Here is a 23,235-nt window from a genome sequence, read left to right on the forward strand (position 1 = left end):
TGCAGATGGATAAAAAAAACGAAAGCCAGCTGTCGTCAGAGATTGACGTCAACTCCGACGGCAAGGCCCACGGCTATCTACGCGTTCCTTTTTCCAGCAACGATGCTGGATTTGGGTGGATCCCCGTTCCCGTCGCAGTCGTGAAAAATGGTGAAGGCCCCAGCGTCTTGCTGATGGCAGGCAATCATGGCGATGAATATGAGGGACAAGTGTTACTCATGAAATTGCTACGCAGCATCACTCCCGACGACATCCAAGGCCGGCTGATAATCCTTCCGGGGGTAAACGCTCCGGCTGTCGCAGCTGGGACTCGGGTATCTCCAATTGACAACGGGAACTTAAACCGCCTTTTTCCGGGCGATGCAAACGGCACGCCGACTGAGATGATTGCTCACTACATCGATAGTGTCTTGCTACCGCAGGTCCGTTACTGTTTTGATTTTCATTCGGGCGGCTATTCCTGCGAATACATTCCCACGGCTCATCTGGTTGAGCCCGACGAGCCGGAGCTGCGCAACGAGGCGATTGGCTTTTTGAAAGCATTCGCCATGCCAAACAGTATCCTTATAGCGGGCCTTAAGGGCGGCGACCAGCGGTTGCTCGGTTCATGCCGTCGGCTCGGCGTGGGCCACATGTCGACTGAACTGGGTGGCGCCGGAGCGTTCTCTGTCGATACCTTTCGTGCCGCCGAACGCGGTTTGCCGCGGCTACTTCGGCATGTAGGCCTTTTGAAGGGCAATGGTGAAGAGGAGGCTGCCCCCACTTCGACGTTTTATCGTCGTCAGGCAGCCACCGGCGTTGTTTATGCAACCGCAACCGGCATTTTTGAGGCTCGTTGTAAACTCGGAGAAGACGTCACAGCCGGTGATGTCGCTGGTGTGGTGCATTTTACAGAAACGCCATGGCGGGAGCCCGAGGTTGTTAGATTCAAGCATGGCGGCACCATTATTAGCAAGCGAGCTCCTGGTCGAACAAAAATTGGCGATAATTTGTTCGCGCTTGGGAAGAGGATTGAGATTTCGCAAGCGCGCGATGCGCATTTATCTTGACGGGCACCTAGGCGCCTATTGCAGCCGCCTCTCATGCCCGGAGCAAGTGAAGTCGCGTCGGGCGACGTGTGCCGCGGCGGATTGCCTTGTCGGTGATCAACACAAAGAAGCGCTCCACTTGGTAAAGCCAGGAACTGTAACTGGGAATGAAGTGCATGTGCCGACGCGGTCTGATCGCGAACCAGGCCTTGATCTTCGGCTAATTGCGGGTCCGTACTTGTCAATGATACGGTGGATATCTAGTCCTGTGGGAACCGCTTTATCGATCTCGCGCAGGAGCGATAGGAATTCCTGATGCCGATGACGCGGTTTGACCTGGCGAGGGGCCGTCCCATCAATCACATTCGCGCTGCGAACAACGTGGTGGTCCGTGACGCTTTTAGTCGTGAGGAATCGCTTTGACGTGCCGAAGCCGATGGGCGGTATTGACTGCGTGCGCTCCAGAGCCCCGGCATTGACTCTTCTCATCCGACATAGATCATCAATGCATTGTCGGGCGAGGTCAGATACAGCCCGACGACGTCGCGCAGCTTCTCGATGAAGAAATGATCGTTGGACAGCTTGACGCCTTCAGAGCGATCTGGTTGCAAGCTGAACCTTCGGAAATAACGCTTTACCGCTAGTCTTGGAGATGCCAGTTTCGGCAGCCACGGAGCGAACGCTGAAGTAGACCCCATCCGTGGGACCACGGGGATCAATCTCGTAGTTGGATTCTCGTCCGCTCCGATCTCCTGATATCACGCTGCGAACAGCACTGTCTGCAGACCTGGTTCGGCCGCTCGATCGCAAGACCGCGCAGCAGATAGGGGTAACTCTTGTGCCCCGGCGCCGGCTTCGTGGTGCGCGGATTCGGCCCGAGCGCTTGCGGTTGACCGCATGGCCCCCGGCCCGCAGCATCGCCGTCATCGGCCGGGGGGAACCGAGAAACGGCCAGGTGGTAAACAGCTCGTCGATCCGCCGCAACAACGCCGGATCGTCATCATCATTCGCGGTCGCAGCCGCTAGATGCCGAAGCGGGCGATTCCCAGCCGCTGGCACTGCCGGCGCACCGACAGTTCACCATGGCCGCGGTCAACGAGCGCGCGGCGGTTCGGCGTGCCCATCTTCCGGACCTCTTCGCTAAAAATTCCGCTCCACGATCAACTGGCCAATCTGGCGTGCAGCTTCTCGATCTCGCGCGCGTGGCCGCCCCCGGCATCGCCGCTGCCGCTTTCAAAGGCCCCGCGCAGCCTGCTCCAGCAGCTGCTCCTTCCAGGCATAAATCTGGTTCGGATGAACCTGATAACGCTGCGCCAGATCAGCCACCGTCGCATGCTCGCGCGACGCCTCCGCGCGATCTTCACCTTTAGCGCCGCGTCAATCTTCCGTCTCGTCCTCTGCGTCATTCTCCGCTCCGTCTGTTGCGACGGAACGGCCCAAAATCCAATTAGGCAACCGGTCCGATTTCCTGGAGGCGCGCATTGTTGAAGTTCGGGAAGCCGCAATCGCCGTCAACGAGTACGGGCAGTTCGGTCGAGTACACGGTGCGCTCGAGTACCTCAAAGAGCTGGCTTCATGAAAGTTCGTTCGCATAGCGGTAGGCATGGTAGCAGGCAAATGACCGGCGCGACGCGCATAGGCCTTTGAAGCCTGCGCGTCTGACTCGCACCGGAGACCGCATCATGATAACCAAGGAGGGCTCGTGGCTGAAGCAGATCTGAGCGCGCTGCATTTCTGCAACCGACAAGTCAGGATCGATCAGGTCCGTTAGCGAGGAGAGATCTTCGTTGACGTTCATGCCGAATTCCTTCGCAGGCGCGTTTCACCTGCCCACCTTCGTCGAACCCCAAGTGGCATGCTTCCTTGGTCTAAATCAACTGGCAGTGTTGGTAGTTTACCGGGAGCATGTTGTTGCATTTCGCTATAGCGTCCACAAAGTCGAGTACCACTTACCTCGCCAACGCTGGATATATTTCCATTCAACCGGAAGCCGCTCACGACCGTCACCGACCCAAAAGGGCTTGCGGCCAAACTCGTCGGCAAGCGTGCCAACCGTCACATGGGTGCTTCCGAACGCGAGAATGTTTCACATGGCTGGCACCCGATTTGCGCTCAACGACGCTTCTGTCGCCAGAGCAAGTCTAGATGTCGGGACGTGCTCAACCTTGAGCACAGCGAGAGCTGCAAATACAGAATCAATCTTGCCTGGGGTGACTTACGGATCTTTGCGTCCCGTTCAACTACCAACGTTAGCAATTGATCGAGACGACAGACATGTGACAATTATTGCTGGAACCTAACTTGCAGGGAATTCGGTATGCAGCATCAACCAACCTCTCTGCTCGCTAACGATCCGATCGACGGCGCAGAATCGTTGCCTGCAGTGCTGCGCGCTCAGATCTGCTCCAATGACTACTCGACACTGTCTTGGCCGTACTTATCACACCGCCTCAGCAGCCGCGGCTATGCGTAATTGCACCCGCTAGACTCTGGTTTGAGACCGATAGCGAAGATATGCGCGAGGAGAGTTTCCCGCCCGAGGGGCGCGCCCTTCCCGCGGTAGCTTAATCTCCGAGGCAAGGCGATGATCGGCGATCTGCGTGACTATGCAAAATACCATCAGGGACCCACCTATCAGTTTGTCGTCATTGGCCTGTTGGTAGCCTTGAACTGCCGCCAGTAATCGGTCTCGGCTGGGGATTGGGGCTGGCGTAGTGGTGACGGGCAAGGCGGCTGTGGCGCACACTTCTCCCTTTGAGCAACGCGGGAGGCGGCGCATGAAATTCTTCTGTTGACTGGATGTCAGCATGGACGAGAGGGCGATTGCCCAGACGTAGCATGATCTACACTTTTGGAGAAATTGACATGCCCAGACGAGGCACGATACCGGCCATGCTGCGTCGGACGAGATTCATACGCCCTGGGACGTTTTTGATGACCTCGGGCAACTTTACCAGTTTCGCCCCCGGGGTACCCGCCGCGCATCGCAGAGCTATTGACGCCCCTGCTCCGGGGCTAGCGGCACCTCGACAGCAACGGATCCGTTGAGATGTCTTAAGGGGCCCCGATGATGACAGCACATTGCGCCTAGATTGTCGGCGGATTTCATCGCTCTATAAGGGTGGAAATCAGAATGCGGTTCGTATTGAGCGGCGCAACATTGATCGACGGATTTGGAGGCAAGCCCATTCCGAACGCCGCTGTCATCGTGGAGGACGGCTGCATAATTGCCGTCTGCTCTGCAGGTGAGTTGGGTGATCAGGCCGAAGCGCGATTTATAGACCTGACTGGGAAGTATCTTTTGCCAGGTTTCATTAATGCTCACGACCACCTGACATTAAAACGCCTTCGTGGCTCGCTGACAGATCGCGCGACTGCCGATGATGCGCTGGCGATCACGCGAGCAATCCGAAACGCACTGGTCAACTTGCGAGAGGGCATAACCACTGTTCGCGACGCGGGTGCAGCCAGAGGATTGTCGCTGTCGCTCAAGGCTGCACTTGCAAGCTCGGAGATCGTCGCCCCTCGCATTCTTGCCGTCGGTCAGGGCCTTACCGAAACGGCGGGCTACGTGCACGAGATTTTTATTGAGGTGGATAGTCCTCTTGAGGCAAAGAAAGCCGCCGGAAAGATGATTAAGCGCGGGGCTGACTTCATCAAGTGCATGGCGAGCATCGAATGGAACCTTGATGAAGGCGAGCCACTAAGCGCGGTCAATATGGACGTCGCAACGATGAAGGCTGCTTTCGACCTTGCGCACCACCATAACCGCCGATGCATGGCGCACGCGCTTTGCGACGAAGCGATCGTCAATGCCGTCCAGGCTGGCGCTGACACCATCGAACACGGCGTATTCCTAAGCGCTGCGACCGCAAGGAATATGTCAAAACGGGGCGTTGGCCTCGTACCCACACTTAGTGGCTATAAGGAGCTCCAAAATGACTGGGGCCGAGGTAAGGGCATCAGGCGTCACAGCGCCAAGCTCGCCGAGCACTACAAAATGGGCTTTCGACATGCCCTTGAGGCAGGAGTGACGCTCGCCTTTGGTTCGGACACCCTGGGAAATCTGATCGATGAGTGCCGTACGATGGAGGAATGGGGGATGACCCCAATGCAATGCATTGAAGCGGTCACCCGGAACGCCGCAATCCTATTAGGCATCGATGATCAAGTGGGGACTATTGCTGCGAGAAGAGCGGCCGACCTCGTCGTTCTTAGTGCTGACCCGATATCAAATATCGCGGCCCTTGGCGAAGTGGAGATCGTCGTTAAGTCGGGTCGCTTAGTAGATCCGGCAATGTTGCCGATATAGTCCCCGGGCCATTTAGACGAGATGCAACAGCTACTGGATCCAGCCTGTTCTACGGAGATGTCCCGATCGCTGTTGAACTACGTCGGGCCGACGTTGCTGGAATGAATGTTACGCGGCCCTCCTGACGTGGCAACGGGCTTGATCGTCATGCGATCGTGGTGAGCGTGAAGGGCCGCACGCAGAACCGGCAAGTGCTTATGCACATTCAATCGTCGGAAGCCCTTGTTGGCCTCGATCATGCCGGCTGCGACCCATCGTAAGGCCATACCGGCATCCCGCCAGCGCTCGATGTTGGGCGTGACGCGACGAATGGCGCCCATCATGTTCTCGGCGATGTTGGTACAGGCGAGCGATCGACGAATCTCCGTCGGCAGCTTCAACCGGACGACAGTCAGGATTTCGTCGAGGCCTTCGAGGATGCTGGCCGCTACGCCGGGCCATTGCCGGTCGAGTCGGCGCGCGATATTGCGGATCAATTGTTCAGCTTTGTCGGCGTCATCGAACTCCCAGGCCTGGCGCACCACCCGACGGGTGGCCGCATGATGCTCTTTCGGCAGGCGTTCCATGATGTTGCGCGCCTTGCGGATCTGGCAGCGCTGGATCGCAGCGGCCGGGCCGAAGATGCGGCGGATCGCCTTCGACAACGCCTTCGCGCCTCGGCGATGAACAGTCTTGGCACCGTCGGGTCGAGCCCGCGCGAGACCAGGCGGGCGCTCGACCTCGATCTTGCCGCCGTGGAACCCGATCCGTCCCCGCGTTCGGCCCCAACGGTGCGCCCGCCGCGCCGCGTCGCGACCATGGCGCGGGCCACAGGCCGCCGTGACATCCGCCTCCTTCATCGCGCCGAGCGCCTCGATCCCTACCGCAAGATAGAACCGATCGAAACTGCCCGCACTTCTGAACGCTTCGTCCACAGCCCCGGTCGCCGGCGAACCGGCCGGTTGATATCTCTCGTCATGGCGTTGCGCTCCTTTGTGGAATCAGCACCCCGAGCCTACCGGCTCAAGGTGGGGCAACGCCGCACCAACCTCTTCAGAACTTCAACAGAACCCGGGACATTCCAATATTCTACGGCTGATTGGCCCGAGATCCACTACGGCTCGGATCCCGCGCCCTATTCTTCTTTTCCCAACCACATTTGCCGCCAGCATGTCTTCGATGGCGCTGGCTACCTGGTTTCCTGTGACGATGCTGACATAATCGGGAGTATCGAGGGTCGGCACGGCCTATTACGGTGTAGCCCGCGCGCTCGGTGCCAGTCGGAGTTTCCTTTTGTTGCGGATCGCGTTGCCAGGGGCCTGCGAGCCTACGTCGCCACTGCACCAGCGCGTGCTTTCGTCCGATGGATAATCCGAGCGACCTCACGTCTTACTTTCTCTGGCAGTGCCCTACGGCGATCTCCATTGATGGATGCGCGACCTTCGACCGGATCGGCCACGGTCCGTTCGCGATGGCGTTATCATCAGCCTAACGTCGCGGGCTTGTGAGAGAGCTTGCAGGCGGTGTATCAGGGCAATCACACTCCACCTGACAAGGTGCATCAGCGCTGGCTTGACAAATTGTGCTTGCGCAACCGACTAACGGGCTGGCCGCGGTCGACACGACGATCGACCCAGACAAGCGCTATCTGTCGCCGGGGCGTCTTACGCAGGCAAACGTAGCTCCGTTCGCCGCCGAGAGGCTGGCGCGTACTGGTCAACTAGCCATCGACACAGATATGCGCGTGCCCGCGCCTACAAGCCCTCATTAATAAACCTCCTTGAAATTTTGGCGTTCAGTTCGACGGAGCCGTGTCGTGCCCCGACAAGGCCGCGATTGGACCGGAGACAGGCCTCAAGCAGAGATAGATCCGTACCTCACTTCACTGAGATGTGTAGATGCAGCGCTTCACTGGGCCGCCTGGCGAAGCGTGAAGGCGCCGCGCCAGCGCGCGCCCGGGTGAGTCGTCCAGCCAGTCACGGCCGAACTGCGGCGCAAGTTCACATTGGCGTTTGGCCAGGCCGCGCCGCTGCAACTCGGGAAGACGATGTGCATTGAACTCCAGATAGGATCCCGGAATGATCCAGTTGATCAGGAAAGGATACCGCGGTATCGGTCCTTCAGGAGCACGCCGCCGTCCCACGAGCCCTCCCGTAGCTTGAACACGACCTCCAGATATTCCTCGGCCCACTCATACCGCTCATCGTGCGCGGTGAGCCGTTCGAGCCCGAAATTGCGGGCGGCGCTCTCCAGGTCGAGGTGACGATGTTCCAAGCTTCACGGCCTTTGCTGATATAGTCGGGCGTCTAGGCACGGCGTGCAAATTCGAACGGAAGGGCCTTGAGCGCCGAGCTCGTGAAGGCGAGATCGAGATGCTCGGTGTTGACGGCTAACGCGGAGAGCAGCACCGACGCGTCGTTGCTCGGAATCTGGAGACCTTCGCGCGCATTGACGGTGTAGTCGCCGCCGACCGGCCCATAGACCCCACGATACCTGTGAAGAAAATCGCGTCGAACAGCCCTGCCTCCAACGTCTCGGCAATTTTGATCCAGAGGTTGACGTCATCAAAAGCCATCTGCCGCGCATCAGGATGACGCCAGAGCCCATGCTGGATATGCGGAAACCGTATTCATTACGAGAGCATTGAATGCGCACACTCATGCGGTGCCCTCCGCGACGCGCAGTCAACTCTTTTACCTAAAAAGACACACTTTGCGTTCAGTTCAACTACCAACGTTAGTAGTGCACCTAAAATGAGAAGCATGCCACTTATTGCCTGATGCTAGCGCGTGCTGATGATCGTCACCGGCATAATGACAACCCGCAAACTGTTCTCGTCAATAGCCCTGATCCCCTGCGCTGACTCGTCGGCTGCAGAAAAGCCGCTCTGTCAGGTCTGCTCCAATCGCGACTTCTCCTCGTTCACGGAAGGGCGGGTTTGCAGCCTCACGAAGACCAATGGTGCACCCAATCTTGGGCCAAGTCGGGACAGATTGGCACTTCTTCCGTTGCGGACATGCACAAGGACCTGCATCACTCTGGTGTCCCACCCATGGCTACGCAATTGAGCCCTCAGTTGCGCTTGGACCGGCGAGTCCAGCAGTGGGCGTTGTGCGAACACCTGATGCTCCATGGCACGAGCCCGCAACTATGACGAGCCGAGGGGAGAGCGGCGCTGTTCAAACGATTTCCTGCGCAGCTCGAGATTGGAGATCGCCTGATTCAGGTCTCCCAATCAAATCGAGGCAACGATTGGCTTGTTGAAACGAAGAAGGAGAAAGCGTTGAATGTCTTTGATCCCACAAATTTCGGTAATGACAAAAACGTAACCGCGACCTCCGCTGATTGGGTCTATAGACGCATCGGCGTTCAACCGATCATCAATTGTACAGGCACTCGGACAAACTATGGTGGTAGCAACCCCAGCCCTCGGGTCATGGATGCAATTTCGGCCGCTTCACGGCACTTTGTTGATCTTGATGAACTTGCAGAAGCGGCAGGCGCCTATATTGCTAAGCTAACGGGCGCGCAATGGGGGATAGTTTCTGCAGGTAGTACGGCCGCTCTCGCACTCGCGACTGCTGCTTGCATTGCAGGAAATGACCCCGAGGCGATGCTACGTCTGCCTCACACCCACGATCTTTCCTCCGACGCAATTATCATCAAATCACACAGATTTCCATACGATACCGCCATCCGCCACGTTGGAGGGACTATTGTCGAGGTTGCGGATCAGTGCGAGCTGACAAATGCACTGTCAAACAGACCGGCGATAATATGTGTTCTCGGACGTGCAGAGGCGGCCGGATTCATCAGACTAGAGAACCTTCGCGACCAAGCTCCGAATATTCCCATAGTTGTTGATGCAGCCAGCCTTGCTCCTACCAGCCCGGACATATGGCTCGCGCGCGGCGCCGATCTCGTCATCTACTCTGGGGGAAAATGCATTCGAGGTCCACAATCCACCGGATTTCTCATTGGACGGGAAGATTTGTGCCGCGCGGCTTGGCTAAATGGACCACCTCACCATGCTGTTGGCCGAGCGATGAAAGTCGGAAAGGAGGAGATCGTCGGCGCACTCACCGCGTTGGAAGACTGGCTGTCAAACGGATCACGCGACATTGATCAGTATAATTCCCTTCTCAAGATAATTGTCGAGCAGTTGCGCGATGTTCCAATAGCCGCCCATATCGACAGACCCGATGGGACGATCGTCCCCAGACTTTCCCTCTCCTGGACTAATGACGTCGCACTAACGGGAGCATACATTTGCGGATTTGCGTTTGATCGGTATCGCGTAAAGCTGCAAGATTTCTGGGCCACCGCCTCTTCGTTGTTGATTGACCCTTTAAACATCCAATCAGCTGCTGAGGCCGAGATAGTAGGTCTTTCTATTGCAGAGGCCTTTCGAAGGTCACCATTGCGCTCCGTCGGTAACCAAAATGTTCCAAAAGTTCACTCCAACTTGTCCGGGACATGGAAAGTAGAGATCAGCTATTTGGCCACGCAAGCGCGGCATACCTTCGAGTTAACACAGCTACCAGACGGTACAATCGAGGGGCTTCATCACGGGCGATTTGGATCATCGCCAATACTGGGACGCATATTGGGATCGGATGTCTCCCTTTCCTCGAAAATGGAGAATGATCCAATGAATATATTCTTCCAGTTTCACGGAGTTATTGAGGGTAATTCACTCGCGGGAGCAGTTTCCACCGGTGCCGCCGCCGACGAATACGCAAGCCCCAGCTTTCGCTCTCAATTTGGAGCGGCTACATGGACCGCTGTTCGTATTTGAACACTGCAAGCGCTAACATAAGCGGCGCGCTGTGCTTCGCCGTCGGTTACGACGTCAAGGCCTGCGCGCTCCTGCTCGTAGATGGCGAGCAGCGCCGCATCCGCACGCGCTTCGTCGCGCACGTCGGTCACCGGCCGCCAGGGCTCGGCACCGAAACGAAAAACCTAATCCTTGCGCAACAGCCAATTATGCTTCGCATAGGAGCTAACGATTTGCGTGCTGAGCGGAAACAGAATGTGGCCGGCGGACGTGCCAGGGCGGGCAAATTTGTCATATGGCGGGGGCGACTCCATGGTCGAACCTTAATTCAAATGCGGCAAGAGGGCTTGAACGTCGTCATGGCTCATCGGCTGCAGCGCAGCTTCCGGCGTGACGCGCGGCGTCGCAACGGAACGCGGATGCTCGATCATCGTCTGCATGATGCGCACAGTGTTCTCGCGGGATTAGGTGTACCAGCCGGTCAAAACGCTGCTCCGCGCTCCCGGCCGCGCTTGCGACCAACGCCCGGTCCGGCGCTAATGCGAACCGCAGGAAGCACAATGCCGCGGCTTGACGCGCGGGGATCGCACGTGAAGACCACGCCAGTGGGTCCTCTTGCCGGCAAGCTAGTCCGCCGCGAAGGCATCGGCCAGGGAACAGCGCCGATTCTGAAGCGGCCGCCCGCCCGCCTCTGTACACCTTCAAGCATATTGTTTGATGTTGCGCGCATCCCGACCGAGTCGGCACCGAACGCCCGCGGCTGCGTCATGTACACCATGCCCATGCCGACCCCGCCGCGGCCGCGCAGGATCTGCAACGCCGCTAATCCCTCCAGCGCGTCAAAGGCGACAGCACGCTGGTCCTCGGCCACCCGGCCGCCCAGCGCGATGATCAAGGCCTGGAATGTCCAGGCGTCTCCGAAATCGAAGATGCCGCCGACAAGAGCGTTGATGATGCCGGTTGCGCGCAAGCTCAATCAATCCGGGCCATTCCTGCTTCAAGGCGCTCGGATCGGCGCCGATGGGCGCCGCGAGCAAGTATCTGGGCCGGCCGTCGTCCTGCAGCTCGCCCTGTTCTTCCTGCCGGTGATCGCCGTCTTCGTCATCGCGCTCACCGACTGGCAGTTCGGGACGCGGACGCTCGCCTTCGTCGGTCTCGCCGATCTCCGCAGGTCTTCGCCGACGAGGCCTTCAGGGCCTCGCTCGTCAATACGATCGTCTATGTGCTGATCGTCGTGCCGGGCACCATCGTCCTCGGGCTCCTCATCGCGCTCCTGATCAAAAAGCGGCAGGTCCTGCCGCGCTTTCTACCGCGCCGTTCACTTCCTGCCCTTCCGCGCTCTCCGCCATGGCCATCGCCTGGGAGGCGCTGCTGCATCCGACCATCGGCCTCGTCAACCAGACGCTCGCCGCCCTCGGCCTGCCAACCGCCGACTGGCTGCGCGACGAGACGACCGTCCTGCCGGTGCTCGCCGTCATCGGCATCTGGCAGAATCTCGGCTTCGCCATGGTGTTATTCCTCGCCGGCCTCAAGAGCATTCCCCAGGACCTCTACGATGCTGCCGAAGTCGACGGCGCCGATCACTGGTTCGACCGCCTACACACCGTCACCCTGCCGCTGCTTGGGCCGGTGGCGATGTTCGTCGTCATCGTCGTGGCGCTCCGGGCCTTCGAGGCCTTCGACACCATCCAGATCCTCACCCGCGGCGGCCCCGGCCACGCCTCCGAACTGTTGCTTTATATCCTCTATAGGGAAAGCTTCGAGGATCTGCGCACTGGATATGGCGCCGCCATCGCAGTCATTCGCCATCGTCGTGACGCCGACTCTCGTTCAGGCGCGCGTCATGGAGGAAGGTGCATTACCAATGACCATCACCAGTTCGATCAACCGCCTGTCGCCGCCGGCAGCCATTCTTCGTCATGCGGTACTGCTCGCCGCCGGAGCGCTCATTCTTGTGCCCTTCGTGTGGATGGTGTCGCTGTCGATCAAGTCGCCGTGCGAACTCTTCCGGGCGAGTTTCTCCTTCTGGCCCGCCCAGTTCTATGGCATCGAGAACTACACCAGGGCGCTGACCGAAGCGCCGCTGCCACGCTACATGGGCAACGGCCTCATCGTCTGCGCGATGATCCTGATGCTGCAGATCCTCGTCCGCGCCCCGTGCGCGTACGCGCTCGCCAAGCTGCGCTTTCCGGGTCGCGATTTGCTCTTCGGCCTGGTGCTAATCGGCCTTCTTTTGCCTGATCAGGTGCTGTCCCTGCCGCTGCCGGCGGTCATCGCCTTTTCAATCTTCTCCGTTGTCAGCCACTGGAACGAGCTGTTCTGGCCGCTGATCGTGGTGCACTCGGAAAGTCTGATGCCGCCGCCGCTCGGGATCATGGCATTCAGGAACGAAGAGGTCGGCAACGACTATGGGCCTCTCATGGCCGCCGCCGCAATCGTCGTCCTCCCCCTCGTCGTCGCCTTCCTCGCCGCTCAGAAATAGTTCGTCGAGGAATGACAGGGGGAGCAGTTAAGTGAAGAAGCTGAAGATCATCCTGCCAACAAAAGGTCCATCATGAACCTGATCACCCGACGCAATTTACTGAAAGCTCTTTTGGCCGTCTTGATCATCATGGCAAAAAAATCCGTACGCGCGCAGTCACCCCTCAGTCTCCGATCCTCCTATGCCACCAGCGCCTTCGATGTGCTAATGGTGCGCGCCGCCGAGATATTCGCCGAGCGCGGCACCACAACCATATCGTTCCTGAAACCAACACCGGTCAACAGTGATGAACTGTTGAAGCAGACGCTGCTACGGGCAGTCACTAGCGACCTGCCGGACATCTCGTTTCCAGCCAAGAACCATGCGTTGCGGCTGGTCAGCGGCCGCATCGCGCAGCCGCTCGAAGATCTGGCCGCCGCTGACGAGAGCTGGGCAAGCTTCAACCCCGCGTTAGCGATCAGGCGCATCGGTGAGGTTGATGGCCGCCTTTATGGCGTGCCGTTCCAGATCTCAGTGCCGGTGTGCATGGTGAACATCGCCCTCGCCCAGCGCGCCGGTGTGGATCCGAATGCGCTGCCCCAGGACTGGTCGGGCCTGCTCGATCTCGCCAAGCGAATAACCGCGCTTGGCGGCGGCCTCGTTGGCGGGTTCTTCGATCTCGGCGCCGCATGGACCTTCCAGGCGCTTATCACAGCGCAAGGCGGACAGATGGCGACGCCGGACGGGCGCGACGTCGCGTTCGACGGGCCGGTGGGCACGGCAGCGATGGAGGTCCTGCGCGGTTTTGGCGACGCTGGTATGGTCGACATGACACAGGCCCAGGCGCTCCAGGCGTTTGGCGCCGGCACGATTGGCGTGCTCGCCACCTCCAACAACGTGCTGATCGGCCTGGAGAAACAGGCCGCGGGTCGGTTCGCGATTGCCACCGTCCCGTGGCCGCTCACCGCCCCCAATGGTCGTGTGCCAGCCGGCGGAAGAATGGGTGTCATTTTCAGCAAGAACCGCGAGCGGCAGACGGCGGCCTGGACTTTCCTTAGGTTCATGTCGAGTCCAGAAATCCAGACGCTTGTGGTGAAGGCCACGGGCGCAATCCCAGTCGATCCGGAAGCGGTCAGAGGCGCCGAATTACTTGGCGACTTCTACGCGCAGCATCCCAATCATCAGGCGGGATTGGTACGGAGCCGGCAGCTCGTGGGTTGGTACAGCTATCCAGGCGACAATACGGTGCAGATCACCGACCTCATGATCGACCATTTGCGTCAGGTGGCGACACTGAAGGCCGCACCCGGCGAGACGCTGAAGACCATGACGCAAGCGGTTCGGGCCCTCCTGCCGCGCACATGATAACCTCACAAGACTCGACGAAGGTGTGAGATGCAGTCCAGATTTATCGTAAGACCGTCGTCTAATAGCGGCATTTGCAAGCGCTTTTTTTGCACGGGACGTTGTTTGCCGGGAGCATGGTCGTCTACGCGGTCGGCATAAAGCCGCCGCATCATGGGGCTTCGCGGGATAGTCCTTCCAATATATGTCACGCTCGCTCCGAGCAACCTCGTGGTGCAACGGTCTTAACGGAATGGACCAGCCTACGTCCCGGCAGGGACGCCTCGTCACAGCATGGGCGCTTTCGAGTTCGTTGTCAGGCGGTAGCTGCCACCCTGTCGAAGAGTTCGCCGGAGCGTAGCATTGCATGCATGATGACGGCGAGCTTGCGGGCAATGGCAACAGCGGCGCGTTTGAAGCCGATCTTCTCGCGTAGTTTCATGCCCCAGCTGCGCAGATCGCCGTCTGTGTGGCTGCGGGTCAGGATTACCACCGCGGCTTCATAGAGGAGCGAGCGGACATGGATATCTCCGCGTCGGGAGATATGGCCGTCATAGTCGACCTCACCCGACTGATAGCGCCGCGTGGTCAGCCCCAGCCAGGCGCCGACCAAGCGCGAATGTTTGAAATTCGCTGGATCCTCGACGGCGGTCAGGTAGGCGGTGGCGGTGATCGCACTGACGCCGGGGATCGACATCAACAGCTGGCATTGCTGGCTCCGGCGTGCCTCCGCGAGGAGCTGCCGGCCCAGTTCGGCCGCCTGGCTGCGTAGGCTTCGCCATGCCTCGAGCAAGGTCAGGATGATCCGGGCGAGAGCGGCATTGTCGGCGACAGGGAGCGAACATACGCCTCGAATTTACCGCCCATGCCGCGTGGCACGATGAGTCCGAACGTCTTCATGAGCCCGCGGACTTGGTTCGCGACGTCAAGCGTCGCTCGCAAGAGCTTCGTTCGAGCCGCGACCAAAGTCCGCGAGAGCATGCTGTCGAAACCCTTCACCCGCACTTCGCGGAAGAAGCCAACCTCCGCCAAATGCGCGAGTCCGTCGGCATCGTTGGCGTCGGTCTTGTTGGCTGCCATTTCGAGCGCGGCTTTCGCGTGACGGGCGTCAACGCAGATCGCCGGCAGCCCTTCCGCAGTGAGGGCATGAAGGAACCAGACGGACAGCGGTCCGGTCTCAAACACCACTCGCTTGGCCGCGGGGCGTGTTTGCGGATCAGTGCTGCAAGAACTTGTGGATCCGAGACGCACTTGCCGCGCCAGACACGCTCGCCGCCGCGCCGAATAGATACCGCCGTCTCTTTCAGAGAGACGTCGAGGCCGATATACTCTTCCATGGCTGTTCTCCATCAGATGCTTGGGCCCGGCTTCCGTCGTGAGCCCGTACTTCCATCTTATCGGGGAATAGCCACCAGCATCCATCGTCTGAAGGCCTGGGGCATCGTTCCCGCGATTACCCTATGTGTGTTCGTCTCTGCCGATGCGGTGGCTCGCGCTACACTCCACGTCCGAGGGTTGCTCGGGCGGTCCGAGCCGATCCTAATCACAGGAGGACGAGCCGTGGCGGATCATAGAGAAGCATTTGTCGGAATCGACGTCCGAAGCTGAGGAACGCCATCGAGATCATGGAGGCAGGCGGGGAAGGAGAGGTTCGCTCCTTCGGTGAAATCGAGGCGGCGGCGACCAGCATGCGGCGGGTCATTGATCGGATCGCCAGCCGGTTTGATCGTGTGCATTTCTGTTACGAGGCCGGTCCGACAGGCTATGGCTTGTATCGCCTGATCCGATCTTTCGGCCACGAATGTACCGTGGTTGCGCCATCGCTGATCCCGAGGAAGCCGGGCGATGGCGTGAAGGCGAACCGCCGGGACGCCGTTTCTCTCGCCCGGCTGCTGCGCGCGGGTGAGTTAACGGCAGTATGGATTCCCGATGAAAGCCACAAAGCGACGCGAGATCTCGTCCGCGCCCGAGCCGCGGCGGGTCGAGACGCTGCGGGTCCACCGCCAACAGGTGAGCGCCTTCATGCTTAATGGACGCGCCTATCCTTGCAAGAAGGGCTGGATTTGCGCCGTCTGCGCTGGCTTCAGGAACAGCAGTTCGATCACCCCGCGCATCAGATCGCGCTCCAAGAGATGCTCGAGGCGGTTCGCATCTGCAGTGAGCGGGTCGAACGTCTGGAACGCACGATCGAAGAGTTCGTCCCGGCCTGGTCTCTGGAACCGCACGTGCGGGCGCTGCAGGCATTGCCAGGGATCGATCTGATCGTCGCGGTGACATTCGCGACTGAGGTTGGTGACGTGAACCGTTTTAAGAGTCCGCGTCAACTCATGGGCTATCTCGGCCTGGTGCCGGGCGAGCGATCGACCGGAGAGACCGTCAGGCGCGGTGGCATCACCAAAGCCGGTAACAGCTGTGTCCGCCAGATGCTGGTCGAGAGCGCCTGGACCTATCGTCACCCGCCCAAGGTCGGAAAGAGGAAGCTATACCGGCTTGAGCAGATATCCCCGACGGTGCGGTAGATCGCATGGAAGGCGCAGAGCCGCCTGACGACCCACTACCGGAAGCTGGCCGGGCATGGCAAGCGAACGACAGTGTTCCGCACGGCAATCGCCCGTGCGGTCGCAAGGCAGGTGCACGCAGCTGATCAAGTACCATTCTGATCGCGCATGGGCGGAGGGGGGACCACGCCACGGCAGAGGGAACGCCCGTCAGACGCTTTGTGGCCGGCAAGAGCGCCGACGCCCACAGTAGTAGGAGCAGACCTCGGACGCACAATCGGGAATGCGGTATCGAACCCTTGATCACCGACGTCCTTCAGTTCCGCCTCCACCCCTGCGTGATCAACAGCATGAACAGCCGATCCGCGATCGGTCGAGCTTCTGCGTTCCGAGACTGACAACGGACATCAGAGCGTTCAGCGGCCACCTACCGGATGAAGGGGCAGTCTGCGAGCGTGCATGATCACTGGTGGCCGGCCCGGCAGTGCGAGCAAGAGGGAAGCGGCCTGCGAGAGCGCTCCCCGGAAATCCGTGTCTCAAACTGACGATAGTCGAGGACGCCGAAGTGTTTCCAAGATTCGGTGAAACTCCCGGTCCGTTCGATAAATCCTTCGATCCCTTCTCTGCGGTCAGATTCGGTGCTTCTGGCGGAAGATTTCGGTGCCCTTCACCAAAGAACTGATCTTGCCGAACGCGGCCTCTCGCGCCAGATGCCACATGCCGCAATCGGAGGCGGGATGGAGCCGATCTGGCGGCACAACCCTAGCGGCCGCATCCAGGCGACGGGCGATGTGTTCCGGGGTTTCGACCGCTTCCGTGCCGAGGTTGAGAAGCCCGAGGATCACGTGCTTGGCCCCGCAATGGCGGAGAAGGTCGGGCTGGTGCCCGGGCTGCTCGTATTCGATGCTGATGGCGTCCACCCGGGCGCAGCTAGCGATCAGTTGCAGAACATCGGCGTAACTTTCGTTGGGCGTCTTCGTCTCGTGGAAATAGGCATAGCCGTAACAGACGTGGATGGCCACGGGCGCACGCAGGCCAGCGGTGACCCGTTCGATGGCGGCGGCACCAAACCGACGGCACCGGCTGAAACTGGAGGTCAAGGACGGCTCATCGATTTGAAGCAGGTCTGCGCCGGCTGAGTCGAGGGCGCGCAGCTCGGCGTTCAAGGCGTCAGCGAGCGCGGAGATCGCCTTTTCCTCGTCGTGATAGTAGTCGTCGATCATCTTGGCGTAGGAAGTGAGAGGACCGATGACCGTCACCTTGACAGGCTTTTTGGTGTGGCGCTTGGCGAAAATCAGTTCGTCGACGCTGAGCGGCCCAGGCCATTCGACCGGTCCGACGATTCGCGGAACCTCGCTGCGGACGCGCTCCAATTGTTCAGCGCGGTCCCGACGCGGCGGCGAGACGGCCTCCTCGTTGTTTGTCTTACGAATACCAAGCGTATCAGCGTCAACCCCCTTGAGCCTGGAATAGAAATACCGGTCATAGGCGGGGCGCAGAGCCTCCCCGTCCGTGAGAAGGTCAAGTCCCGCGCGCTCCTGCTCGTAGATTGCCAGCAGCGCCGCGTCCCGACGGGCGGCGTCGAGATGCGGCGGAGCAATCCGCCAAGCGCTGCCGTCCAGATTGAAGCTCTTATCGCGGTTGACGAGCCATTCGGGCTTGGCGTAGCTCCCGACGATCTGGGTGGTAAGAGGAGCCAACATTCGGACCCAACTCCATTGTTTGAGGTTGCAGGCGACCTCGCTCGCGGCAAAAGCCGGTCGGGGTGGGGCCGGCGTAACTGAGGATGACTACGAAAAAGCGCCAGTCGCGATCCATCGCGTACTGGATGACCCGGGCCGGGCAACTTGGGTAATGCTAGTCTGATCGTTCCTTTTGGCACTGAACTCTGCGTCGTACGCAAACCAGATCGCGATTCCTTCAGTTCGGCGCTCCACTTGATCGAGACTGGGACACCGAATCGCTCTGCGCGTGGGTGCCCATACCGACCGCACGTGGGCACGCCGCTCGCGCTCAGTTCGCCGCCGCCTTGCAGGGCGGCAACATGGCAGAGACGGCGGCGGCAAGCTTCGGAATGGTCTCTCGGGCCGAAGCCTTGCCGGTCACGATCGTGTCCACGTGGTCCTGGATGACCGAAGTGATCTTCAGCCCGTTGGGACCAGGCCACATGTACCAGTCAGTCAGCCTGCTCATCTGGCCAAGGGCTACCGCCTGATTGGGATGGCTTTTGTAGAAAGACCCGAGCAATGCCGGATCCTCGGCTGCGCGCTGGCTGATCGGGAGCAAGCCGCTATTCTGGACCATGATGGTCTGGGCTGCCGGACCGGTGGCAAACTTGACGTAGTCCCAAGCCGCTTGCTCCTTCTCCGGATCGGACGTGGAGACGATGACCATGTGCCCGCCGGCGGGCAGCTTGCCATCGGCTGACGTCATCGGAAACGGCAGGGTTCGATATTCAAAGGCCGTTTTGATCTGCGTCTCGAGGCGCGAAATCGAGGCGCTGGAAGCGGCGGATATACCGATCGTTCCGGAGGAGAAGGCCTGCAGAACCTGCTGCCATGACATCGCCGGCATTCCTTTGTCATGAAACAGCTGGAGGGTTTCGAGCGCCCACCGTCCCTCTGGACTGTCAAAGCCGATGCCGCAGCCATGCGGCGCCTCCATTCGTCCACCGGCCCCGCGAATGAGGGCTTGGAGCGTCCAGTTGCTGTACGCGTCGTACTGGAAGGTGAAGCCCGCCAGCTTGGAGTCGAGGGCGGAGATTTTCTGCCCGAGGTCGGCGATCCCGTTCCAGTCGGAGGGGAAGTTATCCATGGACCCGCCGGCGCGGCGCACGAGATCGACATTCACATGCAGCACTGGGACGGCCAGCCCGAAGGGCACACCGTACTGCCGGCCGGCGACGGCGCCAAGTGACAGGATCGACGAGTAATAGCCAAGTTTCGACCACCCGCCCTCCTTCTGAACTAACTGGTCCAACGGCACGGCGAGGCCGCGTTCGGCGACGAGGCCCGCGTGGCTCAAGCCGACGAAGGCGATATCGGGTGCCCCGCCCGTGAGCTTGGATTTGAGGAGGTCGTTGACCACGTCGTCAAAGCTTGCCAGCGGCGCGCGCATCTTGATGCGGACGTCGGGATGCTCGGCCTCAAAGCGCCTGGCGATTTCCTCCAGCGCGGGTTTGAAGTTGCTCGGCAGTGAATAAGAAACGGTGAGCACCGGCTCAGCATTCGCGGCGGGCGAGCATAGCAGAGTCACCATTATGGCGCCGACGCAGCCAGTCTTTGTCATAGGCTATATCTCCAAGGCAAATGCGTGACATTCTGTAGGCCCAAGCTGGGACTTCTCCTCCGAAGATAACGTTCCGTATTTGATGCGCCGATGTCGGTTCATTGAAAAGGAACTGACAGTTTTCGGATGAATTTGACAAACGTACCTTTCAGACGAACAAATATTCGGGGGGAGGTCATCAGGAGAAGCGGAGGTCGGGCTCCGGACGCTGAAGATCGTGTCCACGAGCGGGGCTTAATGGAAACGATCGCGTTGGATGGAAGGGCTGCCCGAGATTATCGAGGCGAGATGGCGCCCGACACGCCGACGCAAGTTTTATACGCTCAAAGCGAAGCAGCGGCTGGTTGCCGAGAGTTATGAGTCAGGGTCCGTCGGTGGCGCTGGTGGCGCGCTCGCTTTAGTCATACGTGCGCCCCCTCAATCAGCACCGGTGATCGTGTCCCGGTCGAGCAGCGTAGAGTCCTCGATTCAGCTTTGACTGACTCGATTCCTGTCTCGTGACCGTGCACCATACTCTCCGGTTGACCTTCTCACACTCTCACGGTCCCTGCCGCGAACTACTTCGCCGCAGCCGGAGCCCGATAGGTTCCGCCTCTCGCCATCAATGCCCAGACGATGCGCGCCATCTTGTTAGCGAGGGCGACGATCACCAGCATGGGCGGCTTGAGGGCAAGCATGCGCGCAAGCCAAGGATCCAGCCTTTGCGCATTGCCCAGCGCACGGCCGCGCTCGCGCCGATGATCAGCAGTCGTCGCAGGGTTCGTTCGCCCATACGTGACGTCTTGCCGAGCTTCTGCTTGCCTCCGGTGGAGGCGCTGCAGCGGGGTAAGCCCCAGCCATGCCTCAAAGTCGCGTCCCCTCTTGAAGGCCTGGGCTGTCGGCGCCAGGGCAACGAGCACCGTAGCCGTGATCGGCCCAATTCCTGGGATCGTCACTAGCCGCTTCGCTTCGGCATCTTCCTTGGCACGCCGGGCGAGTTCTCGGTCGAACAGCGCCACCTTCTCGTTCAGGAATCGCACTGCTCGACGAGCAGCCGTAGGATCGGTCTAGCCAACTCAGGAATGTCCGTATCATGGCCGATGATCGCGGAAACGAGTTTGGCAACATGGGAGGGACCTTGCGCCGCTACCACCCCAAATTCGGTCAGATGGCCGCGGCCTGTTGCTCCTCGCTCTTCACCGCCACGAAACGCATCGTCGGCCGCTGGGCGGCTTCGCAGATTGCTTCCGCATCGGCGGCAATGCACGAGCGTCCATGACCCTTGCAGTCGAGCAACTTCGGTCAGTCGGTCATAACCCTCATAGGCATCGCATTACAGGAAGCGTCCGCTGAAGCCATCCAGGAACTTCTCAGCGAAGGCACCGCTGCGACCGGGGGCATATCGGAACAGCACGATCGGCGGACTTGGGCCGCTGTGGCCGCGGTCATCGGAGACAACCGCCCAGAAGTAGCCTTTCTTTGTTTGGCCGCGCCCGGGATCGAGTACCGGCACCGTGGTTTCGTCCATGAACAGGCGATCCGCCATGGCCAGGCGGCGGCGCATGTGGTCCGCGATCGGTTGAAGATGGAAGCAGGCGCGGCCGGACCAGTTGCCCAGTGTCGCCCGATCAAGCCGGATTCCCTGGCGCGCATAGATCTCGGCCTGACGGTAAAATGGCGTATGGTCGTCGGCCACTGCGGAAGTCGATCGGCCGCGTTGCAACGTAAATCTTCAGATCAGCACCGGCCGCAATCATCGTGATGCTCGCAGCACGCGGATCAGCCGGGACAGTTGCTCGGCATCAATGGCCGTATCCGTCCGCAGCACGATATCACCGATCGCGATCTCAAGCTTTATTGCCGGAGCCTGATGCTCCTCCAACGCACCTCCCACCACCAGCGGCGCGAATGTCGGCTGCGACGCCTCGCACGCCGGCAACAGGCCTCGCTGTCGAAAGCGCCGTCGCCAGTCGTAGATCTGCCAGCGCGTAGCTCCGTACTTGCGCGCTACCTCGGACATCTCGGCACCAGGTAACAGGCTCTCGGCGACGATCCGAGTTCTCTCAGCTTCCGAACGCACACGGCGCCCCGACGGCCCTTCAAGAACCTCCAGCCGGCTCACCGACCCTGCCGATGAGCCGTCCAAATGGACGTCCTTTTTGCTGTCCAATCCCATCCCGAACCTCCGTCCAAGCCGGAGGCTTCTTCGCACAGCTATCCAGATCCCGAAGCAAGGGTTTCGGCTAAGCGCTTACCGTGAGGGGCGTCAACCCCATCAACTACGCCACCCACAAGACACCGAAGATCAAAGCGTGGCTCGCCCGCCGGCCTCCGTCAGACAGTTCGAAACCGACATCCGCACCTTCATCGACCCGCACAACAGAAACCCGAAGCCCTTCAAATGGACCAAGTCCGCAGACCAGATTTTGGCTTCTGTCAAACGCTTCGGTCACAAAGCCCAACCGACTTTGTAGTTCGCGACAGGGACCGTGAGAGTGTGAGAAGGTCACCCGACAGGAATGGGAAAACCAGATCATGGATACGCGCCTCGAGCACGCGAAGTTGAATTGGACCCGTTCCGCGAACTCCCATACGGGCCAGCGGCATGTGACAGCCGCAACAAGAGGCCGGACACATGTCAGCACCCGACCACGCTCCGCACTCTTCGAAAGATTCTTCTTGCACCAACGGGGTGCGTCCACACATATCCATGACGATATGATATCGAGGCCTTCAGGAACTTGAGCATCGATCTCTTTTTAAAAACTCCAAGAAGGAGACAGCTCGGTGGCGCTTGTAACATTTTCCGATGACGAACCCGGAGGCGACATCGAGCGCGGCAAACAGCGAGGTTCTGCCATGCCGCACATAGCTATGCGTACGCCGTTCTGGCACGCCAGGCATCATCGGCGAGACCCGGTTGCTCGCGGTCAAGTGCCTGAATCTGGCTTTACTCATCGATGCTGAGGACCAGGGCTCGGTTCGGTGGGGATAGGTGAAGGCCGACAATATCGCGTGCCTTGTCGACGAACAGTGGATCGCTCGACAACTTGAACGTCTGACTACGGTGCGGCTGCAAGCCGAACGCCGACCACATTCGGCGGATCGTGGTATGGGATAAGCCGGTTTCCGCAGCCATGTCCGCTCGATTACCTCAGCAACCTGATCGTCGTTGATGGTTCGAGGACGGCCAGGGCGGGCTTCGTCAAGCAGGCCATCACAGCGATCCTTCAAAAATCGGCGGCGCCACTTACCAACGGTGTGTTCGTGGAGGCCGAGCTCGGCAGCCACAGACTTGCTTGGCAATCCATCCGCGCATCGCAGGATCGCGCGGCATCGCTCAGATAGCAACCGGGCAACACGATGACTACGAACTTGCCTCTCCGAGTACGTCCGCTCCTGCTGACTCAGCACCAACGGCGCAATCGGCCGGCCTCTTATACCTGCATTCGCCACAAGCGCTCTCCTTCAGAGGTCCCAGCGCTCTTTATGTGACGAACTTGCATTCCAGATGACTAGTCTGGCATCTTCGAATGATCGGCAGCGAGCAGGCCCGCCCCGGATGCAAT

The 23,235-nt window shown here is 59.9% G+C and carries 15 protein-coding genes and 8 pseudogenes; 9 read left to right on the forward strand and 14 right to left on the reverse strand.

Features of this window, described 5'->3' with window-relative positions; all coding sequences use genetic code 11:
- Window positions 1-5 precede the first annotated feature (5 nt).
- Window positions 6-1,049 (forward strand): succinylglutamate desuccinylase/aspartoacylase family protein, encoded by a 1,044-nt coding sequence (locus tag ACOIX3_RS29015; RefSeq protein WP_420965399.1) that lies wholly within the window; start codon window positions 6-8, stop codon window positions 1,047-1,049.
- A 67-nt stretch (window positions 1,050-1,116) separates the two neighbouring features.
- On the opposite strand, the pseudogene ACOIX3_RS29020 reads toward ACOIX3_RS29015, so the two are convergent.
- The 3 genes and pseudogenes from ACOIX3_RS29020 to ACOIX3_RS29030 all read right to left on the reverse strand — a co-directional run.
- Window positions 1,117-1,733: pseudogene (locus ACOIX3_RS29020) on the reverse strand (IS630 family transposase); the annotation flags it as partial.
- 528 nt (window positions 1,734-2,261) lie between these two features.
- Window positions 2,262-2,354, reverse strand: coding sequence for a hypothetical protein (locus ACOIX3_RS29025; RefSeq protein ID WP_420965400.1), 93 nt, complete (start codon window positions 2,352-2,354; stop codon window positions 2,262-2,264).
- A 247-nt stretch (window positions 2,355-2,601) separates the two neighbouring features.
- A complete protein-coding gene (locus tag ACOIX3_RS29030; protein WP_420965401.1) occupies window positions 2,602-2,826 on the reverse strand; it encodes a hypothetical protein in 225 nt (74 codons plus the stop codon).
- 1,335 nt (window positions 2,827-4,161) lie between these two features.
- Here ACOIX3_RS29030 and ACOIX3_RS29035 point away from each other — a divergent pair.
- The gene (locus ACOIX3_RS29035) at window positions 4,162-5,340 is read left to right on the forward strand and encodes an amidohydrolase family protein (RefSeq protein WP_420965402.1); all 1,179 of its coding nucleotides are present in this window, start codon (window positions 4,162-4,164) and stop codon (window positions 5,338-5,340) included.
- 108 nt (window positions 5,341-5,448) lie between these two features.
- Here ACOIX3_RS29035 and ACOIX3_RS29040 read toward each other — a convergent pair.
- Both ACOIX3_RS29040 and ACOIX3_RS29045 read right to left on the reverse strand, forming a co-directional pair.
- Window positions 5,449-6,298, reverse strand: a pseudogene (locus ACOIX3_RS29040) (transposase).
- 1,112 nt (window positions 6,299-7,410) lie between these two features.
- Window positions 7,411-7,593: a hypothetical protein gene (locus tag ACOIX3_RS29045; RefSeq protein WP_420965403.1), complete on the reverse strand. Its 183-nt coding sequence runs from the start codon at window positions 7,591-7,593 to the stop codon at window positions 7,411-7,413.
- A 1,009-nt stretch (window positions 7,594-8,602) separates the two neighbouring features.
- Between ACOIX3_RS29045 and ACOIX3_RS29050 the strand changes: the two genes are divergently transcribed.
- Window positions 8,603-10,117 (forward strand): hypothetical protein, encoded by a 1,515-nt coding sequence (locus ACOIX3_RS29050; RefSeq protein ID WP_420965404.1) that lies wholly within the window; start codon window positions 8,603-8,605, stop codon window positions 10,115-10,117.
- A 302-nt stretch (window positions 10,118-10,419) separates the two neighbouring features.
- Here ACOIX3_RS29050 and ACOIX3_RS29055 read toward each other — a convergent pair whose 3' ends face one another.
- On the reverse strand, window positions 10,420-10,545 hold the full coding sequence (locus tag ACOIX3_RS29055; protein ID WP_420965405.1) for a hypothetical protein: 126 nt from the start codon (window positions 10,543-10,545) through the stop codon (window positions 10,420-10,422).
- Window positions 10,546-10,686: 141 nt separating this feature from the next.
- Here ACOIX3_RS29055 and ACOIX3_RS29060 point away from each other — a divergent pair, with 141 nt between their 5' ends.
- Together ACOIX3_RS29060 and ACOIX3_RS29065 are read left to right on the forward strand one after the other, a co-directional pair.
- Window positions 10,687-11,325: a hypothetical protein gene (locus tag ACOIX3_RS29060; RefSeq protein WP_420965406.1), complete on the forward strand. Its 639-nt coding sequence runs from the start codon at window positions 10,687-10,689 to the stop codon at window positions 11,323-11,325.
- A gap of 118 nt (window positions 11,326-11,443) precedes the next feature.
- Window positions 11,444-11,770, forward strand: a pseudogene (locus tag ACOIX3_RS29065) (carbohydrate ABC transporter permease); the annotation flags it as partial.
- Here ACOIX3_RS29065 and ACOIX3_RS29070 read toward each other — a convergent pair.
- The gene (locus ACOIX3_RS29070; RefSeq protein ID WP_420965407.1) at window positions 11,693-11,905 is read right to left on the reverse strand and encodes a hypothetical protein; all 213 of its coding nucleotides are present in this window, start codon (window positions 11,903-11,905) and stop codon (window positions 11,693-11,695) included. The pseudogene ACOIX3_RS29065 and the gene ACOIX3_RS29070 sit on opposite strands and share 78 nt — an antisense overlap.
- Before the next feature lie 55 nt (window positions 11,906-11,960).
- Between ACOIX3_RS29070 and ACOIX3_RS29075 the strand changes: the two genes are divergently transcribed.
- Together ACOIX3_RS29075 and ACOIX3_RS29080 are read left to right on the forward strand one after the other, a co-directional pair.
- Entirely contained in the window at window positions 11,961-12,578 is a 618-nt protein-coding gene (locus ACOIX3_RS29075) for a carbohydrate ABC transporter permease (protein ID WP_420965408.1), read from the forward strand.
- A gap of 72 nt (window positions 12,579-12,650) precedes the next feature.
- Window positions 12,651-13,922, forward strand: coding sequence for an extracellular solute-binding protein (locus tag ACOIX3_RS29080; protein ID WP_420965409.1), 1,272 nt, complete (start codon window positions 12,651-12,653; stop codon window positions 13,920-13,922).
- A gap of 295 nt (window positions 13,923-14,217) precedes the next feature.
- On the opposite strand, the pseudogene ACOIX3_RS29085 reads toward ACOIX3_RS29080, so the two are convergent.
- A pseudogene (locus ACOIX3_RS29085) lies at window positions 14,218-15,238 on the reverse strand (IS110 family transposase).
- 223 nt (window positions 15,239-15,461) lie between these two features.
- Between ACOIX3_RS29085 and ACOIX3_RS29090 the strand changes: the two are divergent.
- Window positions 15,462-16,561: pseudogene (locus tag ACOIX3_RS29090) on the forward strand (IS110 family transposase).
- Between the two features lie 467 nt (window positions 16,562-17,028).
- On the opposite strand, the gene ACOIX3_RS29095 reads toward ACOIX3_RS29090, so the two are convergent.
- The 5 genes and pseudogenes from ACOIX3_RS29095 to ACOIX3_RS29115 all read right to left on the reverse strand — a co-directional run bounded on the left by ACOIX3_RS29095 (window position 17,029) and on the right by ACOIX3_RS29115 (window position 21,842).
- The gene (locus ACOIX3_RS29095) at window positions 17,029-18,102 is read right to left on the reverse strand and encodes a hypothetical protein (RefSeq protein WP_420965410.1); all 1,074 of its coding nucleotides are present in this window, start codon (window positions 18,100-18,102) and stop codon (window positions 17,029-17,031) included.
- Between the two features lie 310 nt (window positions 18,103-18,412).
- Window positions 18,413-19,687 carry an extracellular solute-binding protein gene (locus ACOIX3_RS29100; RefSeq protein WP_420965411.1) on the reverse strand — a complete coding sequence of 425 codons (1,275 nt, stop codon included), beginning with the start codon at window positions 19,685-19,687 and terminating at the stop codon, window positions 18,413-18,415.
- Between the two features lie 557 nt (window positions 19,688-20,244).
- Window positions 20,245-20,923, reverse strand: a pseudogene (locus ACOIX3_RS29105) (IS110 family transposase); the annotation flags it as partial.
- Between the two features lie 76 nt (window positions 20,924-20,999).
- Entirely contained in the window at window positions 21,000-21,362 is a 363-nt protein-coding gene (locus ACOIX3_RS29110) for an IS66 family transposase (RefSeq protein WP_420965412.1), read from the reverse strand.
- A gap of 57 nt (window positions 21,363-21,419) precedes the next feature.
- Window positions 21,420-21,842, reverse strand: coding sequence for a transposase (locus tag ACOIX3_RS29115; protein ID WP_420965413.1), 423 nt, complete (start codon window positions 21,840-21,842; stop codon window positions 21,420-21,422).
- 101 nt (window positions 21,843-21,943) lie between these two features.
- Here ACOIX3_RS29115 and ACOIX3_RS29120 point away from each other — a divergent pair.
- Window positions 21,944-22,140 (forward strand): annotated as a pseudogene (locus tag ACOIX3_RS29120) (IS630 family transposase); the annotation flags it as partial.
- Window positions 22,141-22,372: 232 nt separating this feature from the next.
- Here ACOIX3_RS29120 and ACOIX3_RS29125 read toward each other — a convergent pair.
- Window positions 22,373-23,122, reverse strand: a pseudogene (locus ACOIX3_RS29125) (IS630 family transposase); the annotation flags it as partial.
- Window positions 23,123-23,235 lie beyond the last annotated feature (113 nt).

The organism is Bradyrhizobium sp. B120, from assembly GCF_049075665.1.
Classification (GTDB): Bacteria; Pseudomonadota; Alphaproteobacteria; order Rhizobiales; family Xanthobacteraceae; genus Bradyrhizobium.

Excerpts from the sequence above, each read along its gene's own strand:
- ACOIX3_RS29015 (WP_420965399.1), top strand. The coding sequence starts at position 6 with ATGGATAAAAAAAACGAAAGCCAGCTGTCGTCAGAGATTGACGTCAAC.
- ACOIX3_RS29030 (WP_420965401.1), bottom strand. The coding sequence starts at position 2,826 with ATGAACGTCAACGAAGATCTCTCCTCGCTAACGGACCTGATCGATCCT.
- ACOIX3_RS29035 (WP_420965402.1), top strand. The coding sequence starts at position 4,162 with ATGCGGTTCGTATTGAGCGGCGCAACATTGATCGACGGATTTGGAGGC.
- ACOIX3_RS29070 (WP_420965407.1), bottom strand. The coding sequence starts at position 11,905 with ATGGCGAATGACTGCGATGGCGGCGCCATATCCAGTGCGCAGATCCTC.
- ACOIX3_RS29075 (WP_420965408.1), top strand. The coding sequence starts at position 11,961 with ATGACCATCACCAGTTCGATCAACCGCCTGTCGCCGCCGGCAGCCATT.
- ACOIX3_RS29080 (WP_420965409.1), top strand. The coding sequence starts at position 12,651 with ATGAACCTGATCACCCGACGCAATTTACTGAAAGCTCTTTTGGCCGTC.
- ACOIX3_RS29095 (WP_420965410.1), bottom strand. The coding sequence starts at position 18,102 with ATGTTGGCTCCTCTTACCACCCAGATCGTCGGGAGCTACGCCAAGCCC.
- ACOIX3_RS29100 (WP_420965411.1), bottom strand. The coding sequence starts at position 19,687 with ATGACAAAGACTGGCTGCGTCGGCGCCATAATGGTGACTCTGCTATGC.
- ACOIX3_RS29115 (WP_420965413.1), bottom strand. The coding sequence starts at position 21,842 with ATGGGATTGGACAGCAAAAAGGACGTCCATTTGGACGGCTCATCGGCA.